This is a genomic window from Rhabdaerophilum sp. (assembly GCF_046092605.1).
Classification (GTDB): Bacteria; Pseudomonadota; Alphaproteobacteria; order Rhizobiales; family Beijerinckiaceae; genus Rhabdaerophilum.
The window spans coordinates 42,117-67,145 of the sequence record NZ_JBJTDY010000010.1 but is presented as its reverse complement, the minus strand read 5'-3'; the positions used below and the strand labels follow the sequence as shown (position 1 = coordinate 67,145).

At 64.8% G+C, this 25,029-nt stretch carries 19 protein-coding genes; 7 read left to right on the top strand and 12 right to left on the bottom strand.

What is annotated here, in order from left to right:
* The first annotated feature begins 144 nt into the window (after window positions 1-144).
* The 4 genes from ACKODO_RS01130 to ACKODO_RS01115 all read left to right on the top strand — a co-directional run bounded on the left by ACKODO_RS01130 (window position 145) and on the right by ACKODO_RS01115 (window position 7,492).
* Complete coding sequence (locus ACKODO_RS01130; RefSeq protein WP_408981619.1) at window positions 145-1,365, top strand: methyl-accepting chemotaxis protein; 1,221 nt, start codon at window positions 145-147, stop codon at window positions 1,363-1,365.
* Between the two features lie 427 nt (window positions 1,366-1,792).
* Entirely contained in the window at window positions 1,793-2,587 is a 795-nt protein-coding gene (locus ACKODO_RS01125; protein ID WP_408981618.1) for an ImuA family protein, read from the top strand.
* Window positions 2,490-4,049 (top strand): Y-family DNA polymerase, encoded by a 1,560-nt coding sequence (locus tag ACKODO_RS01120; protein WP_408981622.1) that lies wholly within the window; start codon window positions 2,490-2,492, stop codon window positions 4,047-4,049. Before ACKODO_RS01125 ends, ACKODO_RS01120 begins: the two co-directional genes overlap by 98 nt.
* A complete protein-coding gene (locus tag ACKODO_RS01115) occupies window positions 4,046-7,492 on the top strand; it encodes an error-prone DNA polymerase (RefSeq protein ID WP_408981617.1) in 3,447 nt (1,148 codons plus the stop codon). Before ACKODO_RS01120 ends, ACKODO_RS01115 begins: the two co-directional genes overlap by 4 nt.
* 9 nt (window positions 7,493-7,501) lie before the next feature.
* On the opposite strand, the gene ACKODO_RS01110 is transcribed toward ACKODO_RS01115, so the two are convergent.
* From ACKODO_RS01110 to ACKODO_RS01080, 7 genes are read right to left on the bottom strand one after another with little or no spacing between them, the layout of a single operon-like run.
* Window positions 7,502-9,118 (bottom strand): AMP-binding protein, encoded by a 1,617-nt coding sequence (locus ACKODO_RS01110; RefSeq protein ID WP_408981621.1) that lies wholly within the window; start codon window positions 9,116-9,118, stop codon window positions 7,502-7,504.
* A gap of 26 nt (window positions 9,119-9,144) precedes the next feature.
* Window positions 9,145-9,564, bottom strand: a complete 420-nt coding sequence (locus ACKODO_RS01105; RefSeq protein WP_408981616.1) for a RidA family protein — start codon at window positions 9,562-9,564, stop codon at window positions 9,145-9,147.
* Entirely contained in the window at window positions 9,564-10,718 is a 1,155-nt protein-coding gene (locus tag ACKODO_RS01100) for an acyl-CoA dehydrogenase family protein (RefSeq protein WP_408981615.1), read from the bottom strand. The genes ACKODO_RS01105 and ACKODO_RS01100 overlap by 1 nt, the downstream gene beginning before the upstream one ends.
* 1 nt (window position 10,719) lies before the next feature.
* Window positions 10,720-11,532 (bottom strand): enoyl-CoA hydratase family protein, encoded by an 813-nt coding sequence (locus tag ACKODO_RS01095; RefSeq protein WP_408981614.1) that lies wholly within the window; start codon window positions 11,530-11,532, stop codon window positions 10,720-10,722.
* Window positions 11,529-11,981: a MarR family winged helix-turn-helix transcriptional regulator gene (locus ACKODO_RS01090; protein ID WP_408981613.1), complete on the bottom strand. Its 453-nt coding sequence runs from the start codon at window positions 11,979-11,981 to the stop codon at window positions 11,529-11,531. The genes ACKODO_RS01095 and ACKODO_RS01090 overlap by 4 nt, the downstream gene beginning before the upstream one ends.
* Complete coding sequence (locus ACKODO_RS01085; protein WP_408981612.1) at window positions 11,981-12,718, bottom strand: SDR family NAD(P)-dependent oxidoreductase; 738 nt, start codon at window positions 12,716-12,718, stop codon at window positions 11,981-11,983. The genes ACKODO_RS01090 and ACKODO_RS01085 overlap by 1 nt, the downstream gene beginning before the upstream one ends.
* Window positions 12,715-15,000 carry a bifunctional salicylyl-CoA 5-hydroxylase/oxidoreductase gene (locus tag ACKODO_RS01080; RefSeq protein ID WP_408981611.1) on the bottom strand — a complete coding sequence of 762 codons (2,286 nt, stop codon included), beginning with the start codon at window positions 14,998-15,000 and terminating at the stop codon, window positions 12,715-12,717. The genes ACKODO_RS01085 and ACKODO_RS01080 overlap by 4 nt, the downstream gene beginning before the upstream one ends.
* Window positions 15,001-15,143: 143 nt before the next feature.
* On the opposite strand from ACKODO_RS01080, the gene ACKODO_RS01075 reads away from it, so the two are divergent.
* Window positions 15,144-15,965, top strand: a complete 822-nt coding sequence (locus ACKODO_RS01075) for an alpha/beta hydrolase (protein ID WP_408981610.1) — start codon at window positions 15,144-15,146, stop codon at window positions 15,963-15,965.
* A 74-nt stretch (window positions 15,966-16,039) separates the two neighbouring features.
* On the opposite strand, the gene ACKODO_RS01070 is transcribed toward ACKODO_RS01075, so the two are convergent.
* Genes ACKODO_RS01070 through ACKODO_RS01060 form a run of 3 tightly spaced genes read right to left on the bottom strand, consistent with a single transcriptional unit; the run spans window position 16,040 to window position 18,765 of the window.
* Complete coding sequence (locus ACKODO_RS01070) at window positions 16,040-16,903, bottom strand: urea carboxylase-associated family protein (RefSeq protein ID WP_408981609.1); 864 nt, start codon at window positions 16,901-16,903, stop codon at window positions 16,040-16,042.
* Window positions 16,903-18,447, bottom strand: a complete 1,545-nt coding sequence (locus ACKODO_RS01065) for a malonate--CoA ligase (RefSeq protein WP_408981608.1) — start codon at window positions 18,445-18,447, stop codon at window positions 16,903-16,905. The genes ACKODO_RS01070 and ACKODO_RS01065 overlap by 1 nt, the downstream gene beginning before the upstream one ends.
* Window positions 18,448-18,465: 18 nt before the next feature.
* Entirely contained in the window at window positions 18,466-18,765 is a 300-nt protein-coding gene (locus ACKODO_RS01060; RefSeq protein ID WP_408981607.1) for a hypothetical protein, read from the bottom strand.
* Window positions 18,766-18,901: 136 nt separating this feature from the next.
* Between ACKODO_RS01060 and ACKODO_RS01055 the strand changes: the two genes are divergently transcribed.
* Window positions 18,902-19,909, top strand: a complete 1,008-nt coding sequence (locus tag ACKODO_RS01055) for a Bug family tripartite tricarboxylate transporter substrate binding protein (protein ID WP_408981606.1) — start codon at window positions 18,902-18,904, stop codon at window positions 19,907-19,909.
* A gap of 44 nt (window positions 19,910-19,953) precedes the next feature.
* On the opposite strand, the gene ACKODO_RS01050 is transcribed toward ACKODO_RS01055, so the two are convergent.
* Together ACKODO_RS01050 and ACKODO_RS01045 are read right to left on the bottom strand one after the other, a co-directional pair.
* Window positions 19,954-20,643, bottom strand: a complete 690-nt coding sequence (locus ACKODO_RS01050; RefSeq protein ID WP_408981605.1) for a GntR family transcriptional regulator — start codon at window positions 20,641-20,643, stop codon at window positions 19,954-19,956.
* Window positions 20,640-23,624: an FAD-binding and (Fe-S)-binding domain-containing protein gene (locus ACKODO_RS01045; RefSeq protein ID WP_408981604.1), complete on the bottom strand. Its 2,985-nt coding sequence runs from the start codon at window positions 23,622-23,624 to the stop codon at window positions 20,640-20,642. Before ACKODO_RS01045 ends, ACKODO_RS01050 begins: the two co-directional genes overlap by 4 nt.
* 199 nt (window positions 23,625-23,823) lie before the next feature.
* Here ACKODO_RS01045 and ACKODO_RS01040 point away from each other — a divergent pair, with 199 nt between their 5' ends.
* A complete protein-coding gene (locus tag ACKODO_RS01040) occupies window positions 23,824-24,990 on the top strand; it encodes a pyridoxal-phosphate-dependent aminotransferase family protein (protein WP_408981603.1) in 1,167 nt (388 codons plus the stop codon).
* Window positions 24,991-25,029: the final 39 nt, after the last annotated feature.

Here is a 25,029-nt window from a genome sequence, read left to right as displayed (position 1 = left end):
GGGGCGTGGCATCGCGGTCTGAACGCGATTGTGCTGCGACGGACGCTGTCGCGACGCGCTTCGCGCTTCCAAGAGGACCAGGGTTGGGCTATTCTGCCGTAATGCGGGGGCGGATGGGCCGCCTATCTGGGAAATATCGGTTACATGGAGGCGCAGAACCGCAGCATCGGCCAGATGGTCGCGACCAGTGCTGGCGGCTTCCAGCAGGTTGCGGTCATCGCCCTGGGAATTGGTCTGCTCTTCGCGGTTGCCGCAGCGACGCTGGTCGGGCGCTCCATCATCGTGCCCATCCGCAAGCTGCGCGGGGTGATGCAGGCGCTCGCCGGCGGCGATCAGGATGTGCGGATTGAAGCCCTCGACCGGCGCGACGAGATCGGCGAGATGGCCCGCACCGTTTCGGTGTTCCGCGACAATGCCGTTGAGCGATCCCGCCTCGAGGGGCTTGCGGCCAGCGAACGGGCGCGCGAGGCGACACGCCAGGCTCGCATCGATGCGCTGATCGTCGAGTTCCGCCAGGTGATGGCACGCTCCCTCTCGAGCGTCACCGAGAGCACGAAGACGATGGGCAAGACGGCTTCCGAACTGACCGGCCTTGCCATGACTGCGGCTGGACAGGCCAATGCCGCGCGTGGCGCTTCCGAGACAGCCGCCAACGAGGTCCAGTCCGTCGCGGATGCCGCTCAGACATTGAGCACCTCGATCCGCGACATCGCCTCGCAAGCCAACAACGCCTTTACCGTCGTGGAGCGGGCGAGCGCGGTGGCGAAGCAGACGAACGACAAGGTTGGCAGCCTTGCTGACGCGGCACAACGCATCGGTGATGTCGTGGTCATGATCCGCTCCATTGCCGATCAGACCAACCTGCTGGCGCTGAACGCCACCATCGAGGCGGCGCGGGCCGGCGAGGCGGGCAGGGGCTTTGCGGTCGTCGCGACGGAAGTGAAGTCTCTCGCCAGCCAGACGGCCAGGGCCACCGCCGAAATCGCCGAGCAGATCGCCGCAGTGCAGGCCTCGACCGATGAGAGCGTGCAGGCTATCCGGGACATCGCAGGCGCGGTCTCTGAGATCGCGAGCTTCATGAACCTCATCACCCACGCCGTGCGCGAGCAGGACAAGGCAACGAATGATATTTCGCATTCGATCGGGGTTGCGTCTCAGGGAAGCTCCGAGGCTACTGCAAATGTCAATACCATGGCGGCGGCCATCGAGCAGACATCCATGCAGGCCGGCAATGTGCAGTCTGTATCCCATGAACTCAGCTCGGTCGCTGATCAGCTTTCAAAGGCGGTCGAGGAATTCCTGTCGCAGGTGGCAGCCGGGCAGGAGACGATGCAAGATCGAGGAGGCGCACGCGCCGCCGCCTGATCGGCACCCGCTTTGGGTGTTCCAGGGCAAGCCCGAGGTGAAACGCCGGAAGCACGTCCGGATGGATCATTTCGATTCGAAAGGAGCGATCGCTGCCTCCGGAAAATCCCGAAGGTCTGCGATCGCGATCTTCGCGCGAAGACCGTCGATTGCGGCAGCGAGAATCTAACTGTTGAACGTCTCCCCTGAAATGGGACGCGGAAGGAAGCCAGGTTCTGATCTCTGCCGGTCTCCATCGAAGAGAAGATCTGAATATCGCAACGCTGGAACCGCGCTGCCGCCTTCAAGGGGCTTGTCGCCCCTGAAGCGCTGCGGGGCGAGCAGACTGAGGCGCAGCTCGCCACGGCCGACGGCCTCCACCCGATTCTCCTCTCTTGACTCTCGTTCCTGTTGCTCTCTTTACTAGAACAAAGTAGGAACATTGCCCGTGCAAGCATACCCGTTTCCCCTGCGACAAGGCTGGTCCGCGCCCTCCGGCGAGGGGGGGGAAGAAGGTGCGCGCATTGCGAGCCTGCCCACTCTTGCCCGCGGCGCCCTGCATGAATTCTATGCCGCCCGCGCGAGCGATTCGGCGGCCTTGAGCGGCTGCGCGCTGGCCATCGGGCAGGTTCTCGCGCAGGGGCGCCCCTGCCTCTGGGTGCGGCAGGAGGCCTTCGACCGGGAAGCGGGCCACCCCCATGCGCCGGGCCTGTGCGAATTCGGGCTCGACCCGGCAAGCCTGATGATCCTGCGCGCGAAGGATGCCAGGGCCGCCCTTCAGGCCGGGCTGGAAGGCGCGCGCTGCGCAGGCCTCGGCGTGGTTTTCCTCGAACTCTGGGGCGAGGACCCGGCCTATGATCTCACGGCCAGCCGGCGCCTGGCGCTTGCCGCGCGCGCATCCGGCGTGCCGCTCCTGCTGACGCGAATCGCCGCGAAGGCGCGGCCGAGCGCAGCGGAAACGCGCTGGGAATTGCGCGCCCTGCCCTCCCGCGCGCTGGCGGCGCAAGCGCCCGGCCTCCCCGCTTTCGAACTCACCCTGCTCCGGGCCCGCAACGGGCGCGAGGGCCTGCACGACCATCTGGAGTGGAATCGCGATGCCCGCCAATTCCTGTCCCGAACTGCAACCGACACCCGACCCGCCGAGGCTGCCCTGCCGTCGCTACCTGGCGCTGTGGTTTCCGTTTCTTTCGACCGACCGCGCGCGCCAGAGCCGGACCTCCTGCCGCGACGGGAGGCCGGCTGAGCGCCCCTTCGCGCTGGTTGAGAAGGATCGCGGTGCGCTGCGCATCTCGGCCATCGACGCCATCGCCCTCCGTGCCGGGCTCGGCACCGGCATGGCGCTGGCGGAGGCGCGCGCGATCTGGCCCAACCTTGAGACGGAGGAGGCCGCACCGGAGGACGATGCGCGCTTCCTGAAGCGCGCCAGCGAGATCTGCGAGATGTTCACCCCTCTGGTGGCGATCGAGGGCCGGGATGGCCTGGCGCTGGATATTACCGGCTGCGTGCATCTCTTCGGTGGGGAGAGCGAGATGCTGCTCCGCGCGCGCCGCCGCCTGCGCAGCCTGGGGCTCACCACCTTCGGGGCCATTGCCTCCACGCCCCATGCGGCCCGGGCCTTCGCGCGCTACCGGCGCAACACAGTCGCTGCGACGGGCGAGGATGAGACGCTGGCGCGCGCCCTGCCGATTGCCGCGCTCGATCAGGATCAGGCGACGACCATCGCGCTGGGCCGGGCGGGATTTCGCACCCTCGGCGATCTCGCGGATCGGCCATCGCACATCCTCTCCGCGCGGTTCGGGGAGGACCTCGTCGCGCGGCTTCACCGCATCCTCGGCCGCGAGGATATCCGCATCACACCCCTGCGCGCCCCCCCTCTGCTGATGGCCGAGCGGCATTTCCCCGAGCCGATGACCCAGATGGAGCATCTGCTCACCGTTCTGGCCCGCCTGATGGGCGATATCGCAAACCGGCTCGAGGCGCGCGGCGAAGGCGGGCGCGCCTTCGAGCTCACGCTCTTCCGGGCGGATGGCGCGGTGCGTCGCATCGGCATCGAAACCGCGAGCGGCACCCGCGAGGCGGCGAGCCTCGTGCGGCTCGCGCGGCTGAAGATGGAGATGCTGGCTGATCCGGTCGATCCCGGCTTCGGCTTCGATGCCCTGCGCCTCATGGTCCTGCGCTCGGAGCCGCTCCATGAGGCGCAAGCGAGCCTTGCGGAGGGCGCAAAGCCGGAGGACGAGGCCCGCGCGCTGGCCGATCTCGTGAACCGGCTCGTGGCGCGGTTCGGGCGCGAGAATGTACGGCGCTTCGTGTTGCGCGACACGCATGATCCCGCGCTCGCGGGCGGCACGGCGGCCTTTCTCTCGGCGAGCCCTGCCGTGGCATGGCCCGCGCCGGAAGCCGGCCAGCCGCCCGCGCGGCCGCTGACGCTTTTCGCCAATCCGCAGCCCATCGAGGTGCTGGCCGAGGTGCCGGACAGCCCGCCCCTGCGCTTTCGCTGGCGGCGCATGCTGCATGAAGTAACGCGCGCGGAAGGGCCGGAACGCATCGCCCCGGAATGGTGGCGCGAGACCTTGCCCGCACCCGCCACGCGCGATTACTACCGCATCGAGGATCAGGCCGGGCACCGGTTCTGGATCTTTCGCGAGGGGCTTTACGAGGGTCGGAACAGCCAGCCGCGCTGGTTTCTGCATGGATTGTTTCCATGAGAAAACAATTCTCGGCCCCTTTTGGCGAACTGGTCTCGGCCACGAATTTCTCCTTCCTGCGCGGGGCGTCGCCAGCAGAGAATCTCGTCCTCACGAGCCTTCTTCTCGGGCATGAGGGGCTCGGCATTGCAGACCGCAACACGGTCGCGGGCGTGGTGCGCGCCTGGAATGCGCTGAAGGAATTGCGCGAGGGTGGCGTGCTTGCGCCGATCAGGCAGCGTGAGGGCTCCGGCCCCGGCGAATATCGCTTCGAGAATCGCACCCCTCCACCGGAGGAAGCGGAAGCCCTGCGCGCTTGGGTTCAGGACCGCGCGAAAAGCTTCCGCCTCGTCACCGGCACGCGGCTGGCCTTCGCGGATGGCACGCCGGATATCGTGGTTTACCCGGAAAATCGCACCGGCTGGGGGCGACTCTGCCGTTTGCTGACGATCGGCAACCGTCGCGCGAAGAAGGGCGAATGCCACCTTACGCTCGACGATCTTCTCGCCGATGCGCGCGATCTGCTGCTGATTCTGATGCCCAGCCGCGACCGGCGGAACCTCGCGAATCTGCTGTCCCGCCTCACGGAGGCAGCCCCCGGCGCGCTCTGGCTCGGCGCCAGCATGCCGCGCCGGGGGGATGATCGTCGCAAGCTCGCGGAGCTGAATTCCATCGGCGCGGCGCATCGCATCCCGCTTCTGGCCACGAATGACGTGCTCTATGCCGAGCCGGGCCAGCGCGATCTTCAGGATATCCTCACCTGCATCCGCGAGGGGCGGACGCTCGAGAATGCCGGCCGCCTGCTGGAGATGAATGCCGAGCGGCATCTGAAGCCGCCTTCAGAAATGGCACGCCTCTTCGCGGACCATCCGGACGCTCTGGCAGAAACACGGCATATTCTCGCCCGCGTGGATTTCGATCTCGGCGAACTGAAATACGAATACCCGGATGAACCCGTGCCACCGGGCCGGGATGCGCAGGGCTGGCTGGAGGAACTGACATGGCGCCATGCCGCCATGCGCTATCCAGATGGTTTGCCGGCGAAAGTCGAGAAGCTGCTGCAAGCCGAGCTCGCCCTCATCCGCAAACTGAAATATGCCCGCTATTTCCTCACCATCCACGACATCGTGCGCGTGGCGAACGACAAGGGCATTCTCTGCCAGGGGCGGGGCTCGGCGGCGAATTCCGCCGTCTGCTATGTGCTGGGAATCACTGCGGTGGACCCGGCCGAGCACAATGTGCTCTTCGCGCGCTTCATCTCCGAGGAGCGCCGCGAACCCCCGGATATCGACGTCGATTTCGAGCATGAGCGGCGCGAGGAGATCATCCAGCACATCTACCGGCGCTATGGCCGCGAGCGCGCGGGGCTTGCCGCGACCGTCATCCATTACCGGCCGAAAAGCGCGATCCGCGAGGTGGGCAGGGTCCTGGGCCTCTCGGAGGATGTCACCACAGCGCTTTCCGGCACGCAATGGGGAAGCTGGGGTTCGGATATCACCCGCAACCAGGTGAAACAGGCGGGGCTCGACCCGGATAATCCGTGGATCGCACGCGCCGTGGGCTTCGCGAAGCGCCTCATCGGCTTTCCGCGTCACCTCTCGCAGCATGTCGGCGGCTTCGTTCTGACGCGCTCACGGCTGGATGAACTCGTGCCCATCGGCAATGCGGCGATGCCGGACCGCACCTTCATCGAATGGGACAAGGACGATATTGATGCGCTGGGCCTGATGAAGGTCGATGTGCTGGCCTTGGGGATGCTCACCTGCATCCGCAAGGCTTTGGAATTGCTGAAGGATCACGCTGGCGTGGAGATGGGCCTCGCCGATGTGCCGCAAGGTGACACGGCGACCTATGACATGCTCTGCCGCGGGGATTCGGTGGGCGTCTTCCAGGTGGAAAGCCGGGCGCAGATCAACATGCTGCCACGGCTGAAGCCGCGCGAATTCTACGATCTCGTGATCCAGGTGGCGATCGTCCGCCCCGGCCCCATCCAGGGCAACATGGTGCACCCCTATCTGCGCCGGCGCAGCGGTGCGGAAGCCGTCATCTTCCCCTCGCCCGCGCCGGAGCACGGCCCGCCGGATGAACTCCATGCCGTGCTCGGCAAGACGAAGGGCGTGCCGCTCTTCCAGGAACAGGCGATGCAGCTTGCGATGGTGGCCGCAAAATTCTCCGATGTGGAGGCGAACCAGCTGCGCCGCGCGATGGCGACGTTCCGCAATGTCGGCACCATCGGCCGCTTCGAGAGCCTGATGGTCGAGCGCATGGTGGCGCGCGGCTATGATCGCGAATTCGCACAGAACTGCTTCGGACAGATCAAGGGTTTTGGCTCCTATGGCTTCCCGGAAAGCCATGCCGCAAGCTTCGCCAAGCTTGTCTACATCTCCTCCTGGATCAAGTGCCACCACCCCGCGATCTTCGCGGCGGCCTTGCTGAATTCGCAGCCCATGGGCTTCTACGCGCCCGCGCAAATCGTGCGCTGCGCCCGCGAGCACGGCGTGGAGGTGCGTCCCGTGGATGTGAACCATTCCTTCTGGGACAACACATTGGAACGCGATGCGAAGGGCAGCCTCGCCTTGCGCCTCGGCTTCCGGCAGGCCGCGGGAATCCATGAGCTGGAGGCGAAACGGCTGGTGGTCGCACGGCGCGAGGGCTTCCGAAGCATGGAAGCGCTTTCCACACGCGCGCGGCTCTATGGCCGCCCGTTGCGCGCGCTCGCGGATGCCGATGCCTTCCGCTCCATCGGGCTCGACCGGCGCGGTGCGCTCTGGGAGGTGCGCCGCCTACCGGAGGACGATCCCTTGCCGCTTTTCGCGAGTGCCGATGCGCCTGAACTGGGCCTTGAGGCCGAAGCAAACCTGCCTGAAATGAGCCTCGGCGAGCATGTCGCGACCGATTACCAGACGCTCCGCCTTTCCCTGAAATCACACCCCATGGCGGTTCTGCGCCCACTCTTCCGGCGCGAGGGCGTGTGCTCGGCGGCAGAAGCCGCGAGCCGAGCCGATGGGCGCTTCACGCGCATGGCAGGGCTTGTGCTCGTGCGACAGCGGCCCGGCAAGGGCAATGCCATCTTCATCACGCTGGAAGACGAAACAGGTGTCACCAATTGCGTGCTCTGGGCGCGACAATTCGAGGCGCTGCGCCGCCCCGTGATGGCCGCGCGGCTGATGCTCGTGGAGGGGCGCGTGCAGAAAAGCCCGGAAGGCGTGGTGCATCTCATGGCCACCAACGTGATCGACCGCTCCGGTATGCTCGATCATCTGTGGGGGGCGGGCACAACCGGCATGGGTCTCACGAAATCGCTGCTGGCGCCGGCCGATGAGGGATCAACCCTCGGCGCACCCGGCAATGCGCGCGATCCGCGTCACAACCCGATTCCACCGCCGCTGCATCTGGCACCGCCCCCGCGGCACAGACACCCGCGCGATGCGCGAATCCTGCCGAAAAGCCGGGATTTCCATTGAGAATGCGGCTCAGCCCTGCCGCAGGCGGAAGCGCTGGATCTTACCGGTCTGCGTCTTCGGCAATTGCGCCGTGAACACCACCGACCGGGGATATTTGAACGGCGCAATGGTCGCCTTCACATGCTCCTGCAGAAGCTTGATCGTGTCGGCATCCCCGGCGATCCCGGCGACCAGCACCACATGGGCTTCCACGATCTGCCCGCGTTCCTCATCCGGCGCGCCGATCACCGCGCATTCCTGCACATGGGGATGGGCGAGAAGCGCTGCCTCCACCTCCGGCCCGGCGATGTTATACCCGGCGGAAATGATCATGTCGTCGGAACGTGCGGCGAAATGAAAATAACCGTGCTCGTCCTGCCAAAAGGAATCGCCCGTCACATTCCAGCCCTCGCGCACATAGTTCTTTTGCCGACTATCGGAAAGGTAACGACAGCCGGTTGGCCCGCGCACCGCAAGACGACCGACCTGCCCCCTCGGCACCTCCCTCATCGACTCATCGACAATGCGCGCCTCATAGCCCGTCACCGGCTTCCCCGTGCAGGCGGGATGCGAATCTCCGAATCGATTGGAGATGAAGATGTGCAACATCTCGGTCGCCCCAATGCCGTCGAGCATCGGTTTGCCGGTCTTGCGCATCCATTCCTCGTAGACCGGCGCAGGCAGGGTTTCACCCGCGGAAACCGCCGCACGCAGCGAGGAAAGATCCGCCCCCTCATCCATGGCGCGCAGCATCACGCGATAAGCGGTGGGCGCGGTGAAGCACACCGTTGCCTTGTAGGTCTGGATGATTTCCACCATGTTCGGCGGCGTCGCGCTTTCGAGAAGCGTTGCCGTCGCGCCGAAGCGCAGCGGAAAGATCGCCAGCCCGCCGAGGCCGAAGGTGAAAGCCAGCGGAGGCGAGCCGACAAACACATCCTCCGGCGTTACCTTCAGCACTTCCTTCGCATAACCATCGGCAATGATGAGCAGATCCCGGTGGAAATGCATCGTTGCCTTGGGTTCGCCCGTCGTGCCGGAGGTAAAGCCGAGAAGCGCCACATCATCGCGGCCCGTCTTCACCGCCTCGAACCGCACGGGCTTGCGCAGTGCCGCACGATCAAGCTCGGCATCATGGTTCGCGGTGCCGTCAAAGCCGATCACATGCGAAAGCGTGACGCTGGTCTTTGCCGCCGCCACGAGGTCATCCATCAGCCGCGTATCGCAAAGCGCAAGGCTGACTTTCGCCTTGTCGATGATCTGGGAGAGTTCGCCCGCCCGCAGCATCGGCATGGTGTTCACGACCACCGCGCCGGCCTTGGTGGCGGCAAGCCAGCAGGCGACCATGGCCGGGTTGTTGGCCGAGCGGATCAGCACCCGGTTGCCCGGCTTCAGGCCATAATCCTCCACCAGCGCATGGGCGATCCGGTTGGTCCAGTCCGAGAGTTCCTTGTAGGTGCGCTGGCGCCCGTTGCCGATGAGCGCGGTATGATCGCCAAAGCCGCGCTCCACCATGCGATCCGTGAGTTCCACCGCGGCATTCAGCCATTTGGGGTAGTAAAACCCGTCAAGCCGGATTTCCGGCCATTGTTCGAATGGCGGGAGGTTGTCGCGGGCGAAAGTGTCGACATGGCCACTGGGCCCGAGGATGATCGTCTCTGGCATGGCCTTGCTCCTCAGAACTCGGGAAGGACCGCCGTGGCCTCGATCTCGACCTTGGCGCGGTCCTCCAACAGCGCTACCACCTGCACCAGAGCCATGGCCGGGAAATGCCTTCCGACATGCGCGCGATAGGCCCGTCCGATCTGCGGGAGGCTGGCGAGATACTCGTGCTTGTCCGTGACATACCAGGTGAGCCGCACCAGATGCTCGGGCCGCGCGCCGGCCTCGGCCAGAACCGCGACAATGTTCTTCAGCGTCTGCTCCACCTGGCCGGCGAAATGGTCTGTTTCGAATTCCTGATCCGCATTCCAGCCGACAAGGCCGCCAAGGAAGACCATCCGGCCCTTCGCGATTATGCCGTTCGCATAGCCCTTAGCCGGCTTCCAGTTTCGCGGATGAAGAACCTCGTGCTGAGATGTCTCATTGATCTGCATCAGAGATTTCCCTTCATGTTGGACAGCATGGCGCGGGCAATCACGACGCGCTGCACGTCGGATGCCCCCTCGTAGATGCGCAAGGCACGGATCTCGCGGTAAAGGCTCTCGACGATCGAACCTTTGCGTACGCCATCGCCTCCATGAAGCTGCACTGCGAGATCGATGACACGCTGCGCGGCTTCCGTCGCGTGGAGCTTCGCCATCGCCGCCTCGCGGGTCACGCGAGCCGCCCCCTGATCCTTCGTCCAGGCAGCGCGATAGACAAGCAAAGCCGCCGCATCGATTTCCAGCGCCATGTCGGCGAGGTGCCCCTGCACCATCTGGAGTTCGCTGAGAGGCACACCGCCCATTTTTCGCGCCTGCACCCGCGCCAGAGCTTCATCCAGCGCCCGGCGGGCGAAGCCCACCGCAGCCGCGCCCACGGTGGAACGGAAGACATCAAGCACCGACATGGCGATCTTGAACCCGTCACCCGGGCTGCCGATCAGCGCGGATTCCGGGATGACGGCATTCTCCAGCCGCAGCCAGGCGAGCGGGTGCGGGGCCATGACGTCGATGCGCTCGACCACTTCGAATCCGGCTGTTGCCGCAGGAACGAGGAAAGCCGAAAGCCCCTTCGCACCCGGTGCTTCGCCCGTTCTGGCAAAGAGCACATAGATGTCGGCGATGCCGCCATTCGAGATATAGGTCTTCTCGCCATCGATCCGGAACCCCCCCGGAACGCGCGTGGCCTTCGTCGTGGTATTCGCGACATCCGAGCCGGAGCCGGGCTCCGTCAGCGCAAAGCCGGCGATGGCACTGCCGGCGCGCGTGCGGGAAAGCCATGTCCGCTGTGCCGGTGTGCCGAAAAGGCTCACCGCACCCATTCCGAGACCCTGCATCGCGAAAGCGAAATCCGCGAGCCCATCGTGACGCGCGAGCGTTTCGCGGATGAGGCAGAGCGTGCGCACATCCAGTGCTTCGCCGGCTTCAGAACCCGTGTGCCAAAGCCAGCCCGCTTCACCCAGCTTGCGAACGAGGGCGATGCAGGCCGCATCCATATCGGCGTGGTCCACGGGCAGGCTCGCCGCCGCCCAAGCCTCGAGTTTTCCCGCGAGATCGCGATGGCGATCCTCGAAAAACGGCCAGGCGAGGAAGGAGCGATCGGCCATCTCAATTGCCCTCGAAGACCGGTTTGTCCTTCGCCACGAAGGCGCGATAGGCGCGGGCGAAGTCTTCGGTCTGCATGCACAGCGCCTGTGCCTGCGCCTCCGCCTCAATCGCCTGTTCCAGACTCATGTTCCATTCCTGGTTGAGCTGCGTCTTAGTGATGCCATGCGCGAAAGTCGGGCCTGCCACGAGCTGGCGAGCGAGCATGAGGGCAGCCTCATCGAGCATTTCCGGCGCATGGAGCGCGTTCCAGAAGCCCCAGCGCCCGCCCTCCTCCGCCCGCATCACGCGGCCGGTATAGAGCAGCTCCGCCGCACGGCCCTGCCCGATGATGCGCGGGAGCATGGCGCAGGCGCCCATGTCGCAGCCCGCAAGGCCGACGCGCGTGAAGAGGAAGGCGCATTTCGCTCCCGGCGTCGCAAGGCGCAGGTCGGAGGCCATGGCGATGATCGCACCCGCGCCCACGCAGATCCCATCCACCGCCGCGATGATCGGCTTGCCGCAGCCGAGCATCGCCTTGACGAGGTCTCCGGTCATGCGTGTGAAGGCGAGCAGGCCTTTCATGTCCATCGCGACAAGCGGCCCGATGATCTCATGCACATCGCCACCGGAACAGAAATTCCCGCCATTCGAGCCGAAGATCACCGCATCGATATCCTCGGCATAGGCGAGCGCGCGGAAGGCATCACGCAACTCGGCATAGCTGTCGAAGGTCAGCGGGTTCTTCCGGTCCGGGCGGGCGAGGCGGATGGTGGCGATGCGGTCGCTCGCCTCCCAGCGGAAATGCTGCGGCTGAAGGCCGGCCATGCGGGTCATGTCTTGTCCTTCGTCAGGCGCTTGAAGATGCCGTTGAGCGTTTCGAGATCCGATTCGCCGAGTTGCGCGAAGAGCCGGTCGATCTCGGCTTCGTGCCCCGCCGCGATGCGCTCGAATTCGGCGAGTCCTCGCTCGGTGAGCGACACGGCCACCGTCCGGCGATCCGCACTCGAATGCGCGCGGATGACGAGCCCCTCCCTTTCGAGGCCATCGACAATCACGGTCACGTTGCCGCCGGAAACGAGCAGCAGCCGGCCGAGTTCGCTCATGGAGATGCCCTCACGGCGGCGCCAGAGCGCGGCCATCACGTCGAAGCGGGGCAATGTCGTCCCATGCTCCACGCGCAGATATTCGCGCAGACGCCGCTCGCCGCTGCGCGTGACGCCGAGCAGGCGGATCCACATCTTGAGCCGGCGCCTGGAGAGGGATTCGGGCGCGCGCAGATCCATCAGCCTTCGCCCCCCGCGAGCGAAAGGGCCTGCCCGTTCATGCCCCGCGCATCCGCCGAGCAAAGCCAGAGCGCGAGGCTGGTGATTTCAGCCGGTTCGATCAGGCGGTTCTGCGGGCTGGTCTTCGTCAATGCGCCGAGCGCTTGGGCCTGGTTCATGCCTGTCTTCGCTCGGATATGAGCCACCGAACGATCGGTCATCTCGGTGGCCACATAACCGGGGCAGATCGCGTTGACCGTGATTTCGCGCTGCGCGACTTCCAGCGCCACAGCCTTGGTGAGGCCGACCACGCCGTGCTTTGCCGCCACATAGGGCGCGACATAGGGGTAGCCGCGCACCCCGGCGATGGAGGCGATGGCAATGAGCCGCCCCCAGCCTGGCATCTGCTTCAACCCTTCGCGGAAGGTCAGGAAGGTGCCGGTCAGATTGACGCCCAGCATCGCATGCCATTGCGCGAGGCTGGTTCTGGCAAAGGGCGCGCTTTCCGCCGCTCCGGCATTAGCGATCACGATTGCGCAAGGCCCGGCTTCCATGAAGAGCCGCGAGACGCTTTCCTCGTCAGTCACATCCGCCTGAACGGCACGCGCGCCCGTCTTGCGAGCCACCGCCTCCAGCGCGTCCAGGCGCCGCCCGGCAATGACCACAGCGGCGCCCGCTTCGGCGAAGCCGCGCGCGAGATCGGCCCCGATGCCCGAGCCGCCGCCGGTGATGAGTGCGCTTTTGCCGGCGAGGTTCATGCGCGGATAGCCTCCTGCGCCTGTTCCCGAAGCCGCCGAGCCTGATCGCGCCCGGCGAGGTAGGGCAGCGGCCAATCCGTCTGCCGGTCGCCGAGCAGGATCGCCGCATGAAGCGTCCAGTAGGGGTCCGCGAGATGCGGCCGCGCGAGACAGACGAGATCGGCACGGCCCGCCATCAGGATGGAATTGACCTGATCGGCCTCGGTGATGTTGCCGACCGCCATGGTCGCGATGCCCGCCTCGTTGCGGATGCGATCCGAGAATGGTGTCTGGAACATGCGGCCATAAACCGGCTTCTGCTCCGGCACGGTCTGCCCGGCGGAAACGTCGATGATATCCGCGCCCGCTGCGCGGAAGGCCTGGGCGATCTTCACGGCCTCTGCCGGTGTCACACCCTCCTCGCCCATCCAGTCATGCGCGGAAATGCGCACCGACATGGGCTTCTCCGCTGGCCACGCGGCTCGCATCGCGTGGAACACTTCGAGGGGATAGCGCATGCGGTTTTCGAGGCTGCCGCCATATTCGTCCGAGCGGATGTTCGTCTTCGGCGAGAGGAACGAGGCAATGAGATAGCCATGCGCGGCGTGAAGCTCGATCATGTCGAAGCCCGCCCGCGCCGCGCGCTGCGTCGCCTCGGCGAATTGCGCCGTCACGCGGTCCATATCGGCGCGGTCCATCGCCCTGGGCACAGCGTTTCTCGCCGTCCAGGGAATGGCTGAAGCGGCCATGAGCGGCCAGTTGCCAGCCGGCAACGGGTGATCCGCATCCTCCCAGCCCAATTGCGTGGAGCCCTTTCGTCCCGAATGGCCGATCTGGCAGGCGATCTTCGCGGATGTCTCGGCATGCACGAAATCGACGAGGCGCCTCCATGCTGCCTCGTGTTCCGGCGCGTAGAGGCCGGGGCAGCCCGGCGTGATTCGCCCCTCGGCCGAAACGCAGGTCATCTCGGTGAAGATCAGCCCCGCGCCGCCCTTCGCACGCTCGGCGTAATGCACGAAATGCCAGTCGGTGGGGCAGCCAGCCACGGCCTTGTATTGCGCCATGGGCGAGACAACGATGCGGTTCTTCAGGCTTACGTCCTTCAGCCGGAAGGGCGCGAATATCGGCTTGCGGCCGGGCTCGCCACCAGCCTCACGCTGGAACCAATCCTCGGCCTCGCGGAGCCATTCGGGATCGCGCAGGCGCAGGTTCTCGTGGCTGATGCGCTGCGAGCGGGTGAGCAGCGAATAGGCGAATTGCAAAGGCGGCATGTCGAGATAACGCTCGACCTCCTCGAACCATTCGAGGCTGTTCCGCGCCGCCGATTGCAGGCGCAGCACTTCGAGCCGGCGCTCGGCCTGATAGCGCTCGAAAGCGGCGGTCATATCCGCCTCGGAATGCAGATATTCAGCGAGCGCGATGGCGCTGTCGAAAGCAAGCCGCGAGCCTGAACCAATCGAAAAATGCCCCGTGGCCGCAGCATCGCCCATCAGCACGACATTCTCATGATACCAGCGATCGCAGATGACGCGCGGGAAATTCATCCACACCGCCGAGCCCCGCAGATGCGCCGCGTTCGACATCAGATCATGTCCGCCGAGATGGCGCTCGAAGATCTTGCGGCAGGTCTCGACCGTCTCTTCCTTGGACATGCCCGCGAAGCCGGTAGCCTCCCAGGTCTGCTGGCTGCATTCCACGATGAAGGTCGCGGTGTTGGCGTCGAACTGGTAGACATGCGCCCATACCCAGCCATGCTTCGTCTTCTCGAAGATGAAGGTGAAGGCGTCGTCGAATTTCTGGTGCGTGCCGAGCCAGACGAACTTGCAGAGGCGGATGTCGATATCCGGCTTGAAAACCTCGGCATATTCCTTGCGCACCACCGAGTTGATGCCATCGCAAGCGATCACGAGATCATATTCGCGGCGATATTCCTCCGCCGTTCTGAACTCCGTCTCGAAGCGCAGTTCGACGCCCAGTTCGCGCGCCCGCTCCTGCAGCAGAATGAGCATCTGCTTGCGGCCGATGCCCGCGAAACCATGCCCGCCGGATACCGTGCGATGCCCGTCATGCACCACCGCGATATCGTCCCAATAGGCGAAATGATCGCGAATGGCCTCGGTGCTCTTAGGATCGTTCTTCTCCATGCGCGAGAGCGCGTCATCCGAGAGAACCACGCCCCAGCCGAAGGTGTCGTTCGCACGGTTGCGCTCCAGCACGACGACCTCATGCGCGGGGTCGCGCAGCTTCATCGAGATCGCAAAATAGAGGCCAGCCGGGCCTCCGCCGAGGCAGAGAATGCGCATGTCCGTCTCCCCGAGACAAAGCGTATCCGATCACGCTTTTGCAGTTCTTTCAAGTTTGAAATATCGCGTTTGAAGATTTGTCGCGCCGAGCCCTTGCGATCATGCCGGGCATCGCGCAACCATGCCCTCGGGGAGAAAAGGGGATGATCGACTGGACAGACGCCTATAACAATATGGGCCATATCCCCGGCGGGCCGGATTATCCGCCGCGCTGGATGGCCGAGGCTGCGGCGTTCCGTGCGGCGATGCTGGCCGCGGGACGCGCGGAACTCGACATCCCCTATGGCGAAAAGCCCCGCAACCGGTTCGATCTTTTCCGCCCGGAAGGCGAGCCGAACGGCCTGCTGGTTTTCGTGCATGGCGGCTGGTGGATCGCGTTTGAGAAATCCGTCTGGTCACATCTGGCCGAGGGTGCCGTGGCCGCGGGATGGGCGGTCGCCATGCCCTCCTACACACTGGCACCTGATATGCGCATCGCCGAGATCACCCGCGAGATCGGCCAAGCCATCGAGGCGGCGGCGAAGCATGGTGTCGGCCCGATCCGGCTCGCCGGGCATTCCGCCGGCGGTCATCTGGTGACGCGCATGGTCTGCCGCGATACGCCGCTTTCCGCAGCGGTTCTGGCGCGTCTCTCCCGCGTCACCTCGATCAGTGGCCTGCATGATCTGCGCCCGCTGATGAAGATCGCCGCGAACGAGAAACTCCGCATCGATGCCGCGGAAGCGCAAACCGAGAGCCCCGCCTTGCTCGCCCCCTTGCCCGGCACGCGCGTGGCTTGTGCGGTGGGCGCGGAGGAGCGACCGGAATTCCTGCGCCAGAACGATCTGCTCGCGAATATCTGGTTCGGGCTGGAGGCGAAAACCTCCAGCCTGCACATCGAGGGGTGCCACCATTTCAACGTGGTCGATGGGTTGAGGGATCGCGCTTCCGCGCTGACGCGCCTGATGCTGGGCGAAACGGATTAGGCCTTTCTCTTTTTTTCGTATTTTTCAAGCAATCCGGCGAGCACTTCGCTTGAAACCACTTCGCTTGAAAATGTTCAGCCCATGCCGTGCGTTCGGGAATAGGCCGGGCGCTCCGGCTGCTTCCACGCGGAAACGAACGCATCGGCCGGGCGGAACACCTCGACCTTGAGGGGATGACAGGGGGCGACATCGCTCGAATGCTCCGACCCGCAATCCCCGCCGGGGCAGGCCGAGAGCGCGCCAAGCAGGTCGATCTCCGCGAAGAACTCGATGAAATCGCCGGGCCGCACCGGGCTTGCCTTCATGAAATACTGCCCGGTGTCGCGCGTGAAGCCCGTGCACATGAAGACATTGAGCACGTCATGCACATGCATCTCGGCCTCGCGCACCGGCAGGCCGCTGGCCTTGGACACGGCGCGCGAAAGGTTCGAATGGCAACAATAATGGTAATCCCCGCCGCTCAGCAGCCGATGCGTGTAGGGGTCGCAGCGCGTGCCGATGACATCATGCACGCCGCCGCCATCCGCATCGAAACCATACCAGTCGAGCGTATCGCGGGTGATGGTCGCGAGCGGCCGGAGGTTCGGAAGATTGCTCCAGAGCCGCATCCCCGTGCTCACATGCGTGCCGTGCAGCGCACGGGTTTTGCCGGAGAAAAAGCGCTCGGTAAGGTCGTTGGCATTCCACAGGTTGAGATCGCCGACCTGCGGCCCCTCGATGCTGGTGATGCGGAAGAAATGGGCCGCCGGCACGGTGAAGCTCTTCGCGTCGCGCGGCGGCACGATCACCTCTTCCACCTGGGTGAGGCTCGCGCGGGCCTGTTCGAGCCAGGCCATGTCCGGCTCGGGCAAGGTCTCGACCGGATAGCAGATAACGGCCGGTTTCGCGCGTCGCGCGGCGGCATCGGCAGGGGCGGGAAAGGAGGGCGGGCGACGCATCATCCGGCCTTATACAGTTCGCGATAGGTATCGCGCAAAACGTTCTTCTGCACCTTGCCCATGGTGTTGCGCGGCAACTCCTCCACCACCAGAACCCGCTTGGGCTGCTTGAACTTCGCGAGCCGCCCTTCCAGCGCGGAAAGAATGGCCTTTTCGCTGAGTTCGGCACCCTTCACCGGCACCACCACGGCTGTCACGCCCTCGCCGAAATCCTTGTGCGGCAGGCCGATCACGGCGCTCTCGTTCACGCCCGGCATGGCATCGATCTCGCCCTCGATTTCCTTCGGGTAGACGTTGTAACCGCCGGTGATGATGAGATCCTTTCCGCGTCCGAGAATGTGCACATAGCCGCGCGCATCACGCTTGCCGAGATCGCCGGTGATGAAGAAGCCGTCCGCCCGGAATTCGGCGGCGGTCTTCTCCGGGTTTCGCCAATAGCCCTTGAACACGTTCGGGCCCTTCACCTCGATCATGCCGATTTCCCCGGCGGCGAGCGGCGAGCCCGTTTCGGGATCGGTGATGCGCAGCGCAACACCCGGCAGCGGGAAACCCACCGTGCCGGCAATTCTCGACCCGTTTTCCGCGCCTTCATAGGGGTTGGAGGTGTTCATGTTGGTCTCGGTCATGCCGTAGCGCTCGAGAATGGCATGTCCCGTCTTCGCCTCGAAGGCGCGATGCGTCTCGGCCAGCAGGGGCGCGGAACCGGAAATGAACAGCCGCATCTTCGCGGTTGCCTCCTTCGTGAGGCCGGGATGATCGACAAGGCGGACATAGAAGGTCGGCACGCCCATCATGGTCGTGGCCTTCTGCATCAGCGAAAGCGCCTGCGCGGGGTCGAATCTCGGCAGGAAATGCATGGAAGCGCCGGAGAACAGGATGACATTCGTGGCCACGAACAGCCCATGCGTGTGGAAGATCGGCAGAGCGTGGATCAGCACATCCCGGCTCGTGAAACGCCAGGTTTCCACCAATGCGCGGGCATTCGAAGCGAGATTCTCGTGAGAGAGCATCGCACCCTTGGAGCGGCCCGTGGTGCCGGAGGTGTAGAGGATCGCCGCGAGGTCATCCGCGCCGCAATCGACATCCGAGAAGGTCGCCGAAGCCGCCAACGCCTTGTCCATCAGCGACCCGGCGGATTTTTCGACGCTCTCCCGCTCGCCAAGGGTTTCGAGTTTTGCGCCGGCCTTCGCGGCGGCAGGCCGGAGGGCTTCCGCCTTCGAAGGATCGCAGACAAACAGGGCCGGCTCGGCATCGCCGAGGAAATACTCGATCTCCGCCGGCGTATAGGCCGTGTTGAGCGGCAGGAAGATCGCCCCGGCCCGCACGCAGGCGAGATAGAGCATCAGCGCTTCGATGCTCTTCTCCACCTGCACCGCCACGCGATCGCCTTTCACCACTCCAAGGCCGGTGATGGCATTCGCGAAGCGGGCGGAAACGGCCAGCACATCGGCATAGCTGAAGTTTCGCCCATCCGGCAGATGCGCGAAAGGCGCATTGGCGGCCGGCATCCGCTGGGTGATCTGGTCGAAAAGGTGGTTCGGCATGGTCTGATTCCGGTTCTGTCAGGAGGCCTGCTTGCGGCGGATGGCGGAAGGCGCTGCGCGTGCCGCCTCCTGCACCGAAGCGCAGGCCGTAACAAGCCCATGAATGGCGAATTTCTCATGGTTTTGCTCGATGGATGGCAGATCGTAAAGGTAGTTGACCATCTCGGCACGGGAATGCCGCCACCCCTTCTCGGAGAAATCCGCGAGCGGGTTCAATCGTTCGAGCCGCACGGCAGAAGCGCCTGCGTCCCTGTCGCCGCCGCCGGGAGGCGCGACCATGTGCGGGGTGCAGGGCGAACGGTTCTCGAAGCGGATCACAGCCCTTGCCGAGCTCAACGGAGCCTGAAACGATCTTGCGCGGCCCGAGGGCCGTAGAAAATCCGCGGCGGAAACGATCCGCCCTGGAACCATAACAAGAGCCGGCAAGCAAACAGCCGGCAAAGGGAGGACCACCATGACAGTTTCGCACAGCAAGACGACCCGTCGCGCCACACTTGCCGGCCTCGCGCTGGGTCTCGTGGGCGCCCTGGTGCCGCAGGGCGCGCTGGCGCAAGCCTGGCCCGCAGCCCGCCCCATTACCCTGCTCAATCCCTTCCCGGCCGGCGGCGGCACCGATGCCTTCGCCCGCCCGCTCGCGGCAGAGCTCGACAAGCAGTTGAACCAGCGCGTGATCATCGACAATCGCGGCGGCGCGGGCGGCACGCTGGGTGCCAGCCTGGCGGCCAGGATGACACCGGATGGCTACACCTTCTTCGTGGGTGCCGCGCATCACACCATCGCCCCGGCAATCTACCCGAAGCTTGAATATGACCTCGAGAAGGATTTCGTGCCGATCGCGGTGATCGCGATGCCGCCGCAGGTGGTCTCGCTGTCGCCCAAGGCGCTTCCGAACGTGAAATCGCTGAAGGATTTCATCGCCCATGCCAAGGCCAATCCGGGCAAGATCAATTTCGGCTCCTCCGGCAATGGCTCCACGCACCATATCGCGGGCGAGATGTTCAAGATGCTCGCCGGCGTGGATCTCGTGCATGTGCCCTATCGCGGCGCGGGGCCGGCCCTGCAGGATCTCGTTTCCGGCAAGATCGACGTGATGTTCGATGGCCTCGGTTCCTCCGCCCCACAGATCCAGGGCGGCAACCTGCTCGGCCTCGCAGTGGCGTCGGAAGTGCGGAATGCGGCGATCCCCGATGTGCCGACCGCAGAAGAGGCGGGCCTGAAGGGCTATGTGGTCTCCACATGGTATGGCGTCTGGGCCATCAAGGGCACCCCGCCGGATGTCATCGAGAAGATGACGGCCGAAATCCGCAAGGCGCTCGCGAGCGACGAGATCAAGACCATCTGGGCCAATAATGGTTCGGCCATTCCGAGCATCTATCGCGATGATTTCGCCAAGTTCATTTCCTCGGAAATCCAGAAATGGGGCAAGGTCGCGCGCGAAGCGAAAGTGACCGTCAGCAACTGAATTCCACAAGGCCGGGGCACAACGAATGCCCCGGCCCTGAGCCTTCAGGTGGCGCGTCCTGGACCCATTGCCCCGAACTGGGCGGCAATGGGTTCTTTTTTGCCGAGAATATGCCTTTCCATCAGCGCTGCGAGCTTCTCTCCATCGCGTTCGATCATCAGGCGGAGCATCTCCTCATGCTCGTCGATGGCGCGCTGCCATTGCTCCGGCGTCTTGTGCGCCGCGTAGCGGAAGCGCTGGATGCGGCTTGAGAGCCCGGCATAGAGCTGGGCGAGCGTGGCATTTTTCGCCGCGCGCATCATTGCCTCGTGGATCTGTCGGTTGAGGGTGAAATAGCGCGCTTCATCGCGCCTCTCGAAGGCCTCGAGCATGGCCTCATGCAATTCCGCGATATCCGCGATCTCACTGTCGGTGATGCGCTTTGCGAGGAGACGCGCCGCATTCGCCTCGAGCCCCGCGATCACCTCCAGCATCTCGTCGATTTCTGCCTCATTGACCGCCGGGACCCGCGCGCCCCGGTTGGGCAGAAGCTCCAGCAGGCCCTCGGTTGCGAGGATCTTGATCGCCTCGCGCAGAGGCGTGCGCGAAATTCCGAAACGCTCCGCGAGTTCCAGTTCATTCACCCGTGAGTTGGGTTCCAGCTCGCCCGCGCGGATGAGGTCGCGAATGCGCTCCGCCACCTCATCGTGGAGGTAGCGGCGATGGATACCATCGACGGCCGAAATCCGCGTCATGGGCTTCTCCGCTGCCGCGCGAAAACATTCCCGGGCAAAGTGATGGCCGGCTCGCTTGAAGACAATGCGTCGTCAACAACAAGAGCCTGATCAAGAACGCGCACGACGTGCAAGGCTTCGCGGCTCGCGCCGTCCGCGATCTGGTGGCGGCACGAGGTGCCATCGGCGACGATGATGTCTCCCACCCCTGCCGCTCGGATGGCCGGCAGCAGGCTCGCTTCCGCCATCGCGCGGGAGATTTCCAAGGTTTCCGCCTGATAGCCGAAGCTGCCGGCCATGCCGCAGCAACTCGATTCGATCAGCTTCACTTCCAGGCCCGGCACGGCCCTGAGGCAAGCCTCTACCGCACTCATGACATCCGCTGCCTTCTGGTGGCAATGGCCGTTGAGATGCGCCACGAGACCCTGCTGGTCGGCCAGCGGCAGCGTCACGCGACCGCTCGCGAGATCGGCCGCGAGAACCTCCTCGATCAGGAACGCCGCCCTGCCGATGGCCGCCGCATCCGCGCCCGGCCTCACCGCGCGCAACTCATCTCGCAGGGTCAGCAGGCAGGAAGGTTCAAGCCCGACGATCCGGGCGCCCTTCGCCACAAGGGGCGCATAGGTGGCAACGAGCCGATCCATCTCCGCCCGCGCCTCCGCCACCTGCCCCACGGAAAGGAAGGTGCGCCCGCAGCAGGGCGGACGCTTTCCCTCCGTCGGTTTCGCGTGATGCAGGCGATATCCCGCCGACCTGAGCACGCGCATGGCGGATGCGAGATTCTCCGGCTCGAAATTCCGGTTGAACGTGTCGACCAGGATCACGAGATCGAGCCCGTCGCCACGCACATCATCCGGTGTCGAGAAGGAGCCATCCTCGCGCCAGGGCTCACGCCATTCCGGAAGCGGGCGTTCAGCGGAGAAGCCGGTCATGCGTTCCATCAGATGCCGCAGCAGGGGCAGGCGGTTGCGCAGATTCGCAATGCCGCGAAAGCGCTGCGCAAGCGGCGCATAACGCGGCAGCCAGCCCACGAGGCGATCGCGCAAGCCGAGACCATGCCGCGCCGCGTAATGGTGCTGGAACTCGATCTTCATCTTCGCCATGTCGACGCCCGTCGGGCATTCGCGCTGGCAGGCCTTGCAGCCCACGCACAGGCTCATCGCCTCCTTCATCTCGGGTGAAGTGAAGGCATCGAATCCCAGTTGTCCGGAAATCGCGAGTCTCAGGACATTGGCGCGCCCGCGCGTCACATGCGCCTCATCCTCCGTCACGCGGAAGGAGGGGCACATCGCGCCGCCGCTGCGTTTGCGGCAGGCGCCGTTGTTGTTGCACATCTCCACCGCGCCAGCGAAGCCGCCCCATTCGCTCCAATCGAGCGCGGCTGCTGCGGGAAGCACGGTAGCGTATTCGGAATCGAACCGCATCAGCCGGCGATCATCCATCCGAAACGGCGCGACGATCTTGCCGGGATTAAGCCGGTTCGCGGGATCGAAGGCCGTCTTCACTTCCGAGAAGGCGAGGCTCAGCCGCTCGCCAAACATCGGCGCAATGAATTCCGAACGCGAAATGCCATCGCCATGCTCGCCCGAATAGGAGCCCTTGAAGCGCCGTACGAGTTCGGTCGTCTCCTCGGCGATCGCGCGCATGGCGCGCACGCCCGCTTCCGTCTTCATGTCGAGGATGGGCCGGACATGCAGGCAGCCGACGCTGGCATGGGCATACCAGGTGCCGCGCGTGCCATGTTTCTCGAACAACGCCGTCATGGCATCGGTATAATCCGCGAGATGCTCCAGCGGCACCGCGCAATCCTCGATGAAGGAAACGGGTTTCCCGTCGCCCTTCATGGACATCATGATGTTGAGGCAAGCCTCGCGCACCTCCCAGACCTGCTTCTGCAAGCCGGCATCGAGCACCTCGACCACCGCATCGGGGAAGCCGAGGTCGGCCATGGCTTCATCGAGCCGGCGGAGATTCACCCGCAGCGCATCCGGATCATCGCCGGCGAATTCGGTCAGCAGCAGGCAATCCGGCCGCCCCCGGGTGATGCGCGAAAGCGTGCGCACAAAAAGTGGAATATCCGCTCCGAGCGAGAGCACATTCTGATCCACCAGCTCCACGGCTGTAGGCGCCAACGCCACGAGTTGACGCGTCGTCTCCATGGCGGAGCGGAAGCTGGGGAACTGGCAGACGCCCATGACGCGATGCTTCGGCAAGGGCGTGAGCTGCAGCTCAATCGCCGTGAAGGCTGCCAGCGTGCCCTCGGACCCTACAAGCAGATGAGCGAGATTGGCATCGGGCAGGAGCAGGCTATCGAGATTGTAGCCGCCCACGCGACGCTGAACCTTCGGGTAGCGCATCTCGATTTCCGCGCGCTCGCGCTCGGCGAGATTCAGCATGGCATCCGCGAGCGGCTGGTTCGCCATCGCGGCGCGACGCTCGAAGCGCATCGCGGCACCGTCGGCGAGCAGCGCATCGACCATCGTCACATGATCGACCATCTTGCCAAAGACAAGGCTGCGCGCGCCGCAGGAATTGTTGCCCGTCATGCCGCCGATGGTGCAGCGCGAGGCGGTGGAGGGCTCCACGGGAAAGAACAGGCCATCGGCCCGCAGGCGCGCGTTGAGACGCTCCAGCACCATGCCCGGCTGCACGCGCACGCGTCGGCCTTCAGCATCATAATCGATGAATCCGTTGAAGTGGCGGGAGCAATCGACCACCAGACCCGGGCCAATGGGCTGGCCGTTCTGCGAGGTGCCGCCGCCGCGGAAGATCACCGGCATCTCATGTTCGCGCGCGACCTCGAGGGTCGCGGAAATATCCAGCGTCGAGCGCGGAAACACGACGCCCATCGGCATGATCTGGTAGATCGAGGCATCCGTGGCATAGCGGCCGCGCGTGAAGGCGTCGAAGGCGACCTCGCCCTGCAGCGCCTTGCCGAGGCGCCGCTCCAGCGCGATATTGCGGATGTCGGCCGCGCTCGATCGCCGATCGACAATACCCATGCCTGCCTCCCGATCCACGTCTCACGAAGCCATTGAAAGCGCGGTTGCAGCGCTGGACCCGCTTGACGATTTTTATAATACAAAATACAAAATGACAAACAGGGGCAGGCCTGCTCTGGTGAGGCCGGGCCGAGAACTGGCGCACCATCCAGCAAATTGCTCGCATCTTTGACGAAAAGAAGCCCGGAGACTTCCCGCCATGATCGCAACCGGTCGCCATTTCCTGCAGATTCCCGGCCCAACCAATACACCGTTACCTGTTCTCGCGGCCATGGCCAAGCCGACCATCGACCATCGTGGACCAGAATTCGGCAAGCTCGGGCTGGATGTGCTCTCTCGCATCCGGGGCGTCTTCGGCACGAAGAATCCGGTAGTGATTTATCCGGCCTCCGGCACCGGCGCCTGGGAAGCGGCGCTCGTCAACACGCTCTCTCCGGGCGACCGCGTGGTGATGTTCGAGACCGGCTGGTTCGCGACCCTCTGGACCCGCATGGCCAGGCGCCTCGGGATCGAGGCGGAATTCATTCCTTCGGACTGGCGAGCCGGCGCGGATGCTGCGGCCATCGAGGCGCGCCTGCGCGATGACAAGAACCACGAGATCAAGGCGGTCTGCGTCGTCCATAACGAGACCTCCACGGGCTGCGTCTCGGACATCGCTGCCATCCGGAGGGCGATCGACCATTCGAAGCACCCGGCCCTGCTGATGGTCGATACGATTTCATCGCTTGCCTCCATCGATTACCGGCATGACGAATGGGGCGTGGATGTCACGGTCGGCGGTTCACAGAAGGGCCTGATGCTGCCCCCCGGCCTGTCCTTCAACGCGGTTTCCGACAAGGCACTGAAGGCCTCGAAAGCCGCGCGCTTTGCCCGCTCCTTCTGGGATTGGGAGGAGATGATCGCGATCAATGCGAAAGGCTATTTCCCCTACACGCCGGCAACAAACCTGCTCCAGGGCCTGAAGGTTGCGCTGGACATGCTGGAGGAGGAAGGCCTGCCGCAGGTCTTCGCCCGCCATGATCGCGCCGCGGAAGCCACGCGCCGGGCCGTGCGCCACTGGGGCTTCGAGACGGTCTGCGCAAAAGCGTCGGATTGTTCGTCATCGCTGACGGCAGTCTTCCTGCCGGAGGGCCATTCGGCGGATAATCTGCGCAAGATCATTCTCGAACGCTCGAACATGAGCCTTGGCAACGGCCTCGGCCGTCTGGCGGACCGGGTGTTCCGGATCGGCCATCTCGGCGATTTCCATGATCTGATGGTGACTGGCACACTCTCGGGCGTGGAGATGGGCCTCGCCGTCGCCGGCATTCCGCACAAGCCCGGAGGCGTGCAGGCGGCCATGAACTTCCTGCAGGGCAATGCCTGATGCGAGCGGTCCGCAGATAGAAAAAACCGCAACTGCGGA

Bases quoted from the DNA above. Each gene is read 5' to 3' on its own strand.
- ACKODO_RS01080 (WP_408981611.1), bottom strand. From the start codon at position 15,000: ATGCGCATTCTCTGCCTCGGCGGAGGCCCGGCTGGCCTCTATTTTGCG.
- ACKODO_RS01050 (WP_408981605.1), bottom strand. From the start codon at position 20,643: ATGACGCGGATTTCGGCCGTCGATGGTATCCATCGCCGCTACCTCCAC.
- ACKODO_RS01065 (WP_408981608.1), bottom strand. From the start codon at position 18,447: ATGCCGAACCACCTTTTCGACCAGATCACCCAGCGGATGCCGGCCGCC.
- ACKODO_RS01075 (WP_408981610.1), top strand. From the start codon at position 15,144: ATGATCGACTGGACAGACGCCTATAACAATATGGGCCATATCCCCGGC.
- ACKODO_RS01100 (WP_408981615.1), bottom strand. From the start codon at position 10,718: ATGGCCGATCGCTCCTTCCTCGCCTGGCCGTTTTTCGAGGATCGCCAT.
- ACKODO_RS01055 (WP_408981606.1), top strand. From the start codon at position 18,902: ATGACAGTTTCGCACAGCAAGACGACCCGTCGCGCCACACTTGCCGGC.
- ACKODO_RS01070 (WP_408981609.1), bottom strand. From the start codon at position 16,903: ATGCGTCGCCCGCCCTCCTTTCCCGCCCCTGCCGATGCCGCCGCGCGA.
- ACKODO_RS01130 (WP_408981619.1), top strand. From the start codon at position 145: ATGGAGGCGCAGAACCGCAGCATCGGCCAGATGGTCGCGACCAGTGCT.
- ACKODO_RS01105 (WP_408981616.1), bottom strand. From the start codon at position 9,564: ATGCAGATCAATGAGACATCTCAGCACGAGGTTCTTCATCCGCGAAAC.
- ACKODO_RS01095 (WP_408981614.1), bottom strand. From the start codon at position 11,532: ATGACCCGCATGGCCGGCCTTCAGCCGCAGCATTTCCGCTGGGAGGCG.
- ACKODO_RS01115 (WP_408981617.1), top strand. From the start codon at position 4,046: ATGAGAAAACAATTCTCGGCCCCTTTTGGCGAACTGGTCTCGGCCACG.
- ACKODO_RS01085 (WP_408981612.1), bottom strand. From the start codon at position 12,718: ATGAACCTCGCCGGCAAAAGCGCACTCATCACCGGCGGCGGCTCGGGC.
- ACKODO_RS01090 (WP_408981613.1), bottom strand. From the start codon at position 11,981: ATGGATCTGCGCGCGCCCGAATCCCTCTCCAGGCGCCGGCTCAAGATG.
- ACKODO_RS01045 (WP_408981604.1), bottom strand. From the start codon at position 23,624: ATGGGTATTGTCGATCGGCGATCGAGCGCGGCCGACATCCGCAATATC.
- ACKODO_RS01040 (WP_408981603.1), top strand. From the start codon at position 23,824: ATGATCGCAACCGGTCGCCATTTCCTGCAGATTCCCGGCCCAACCAAT.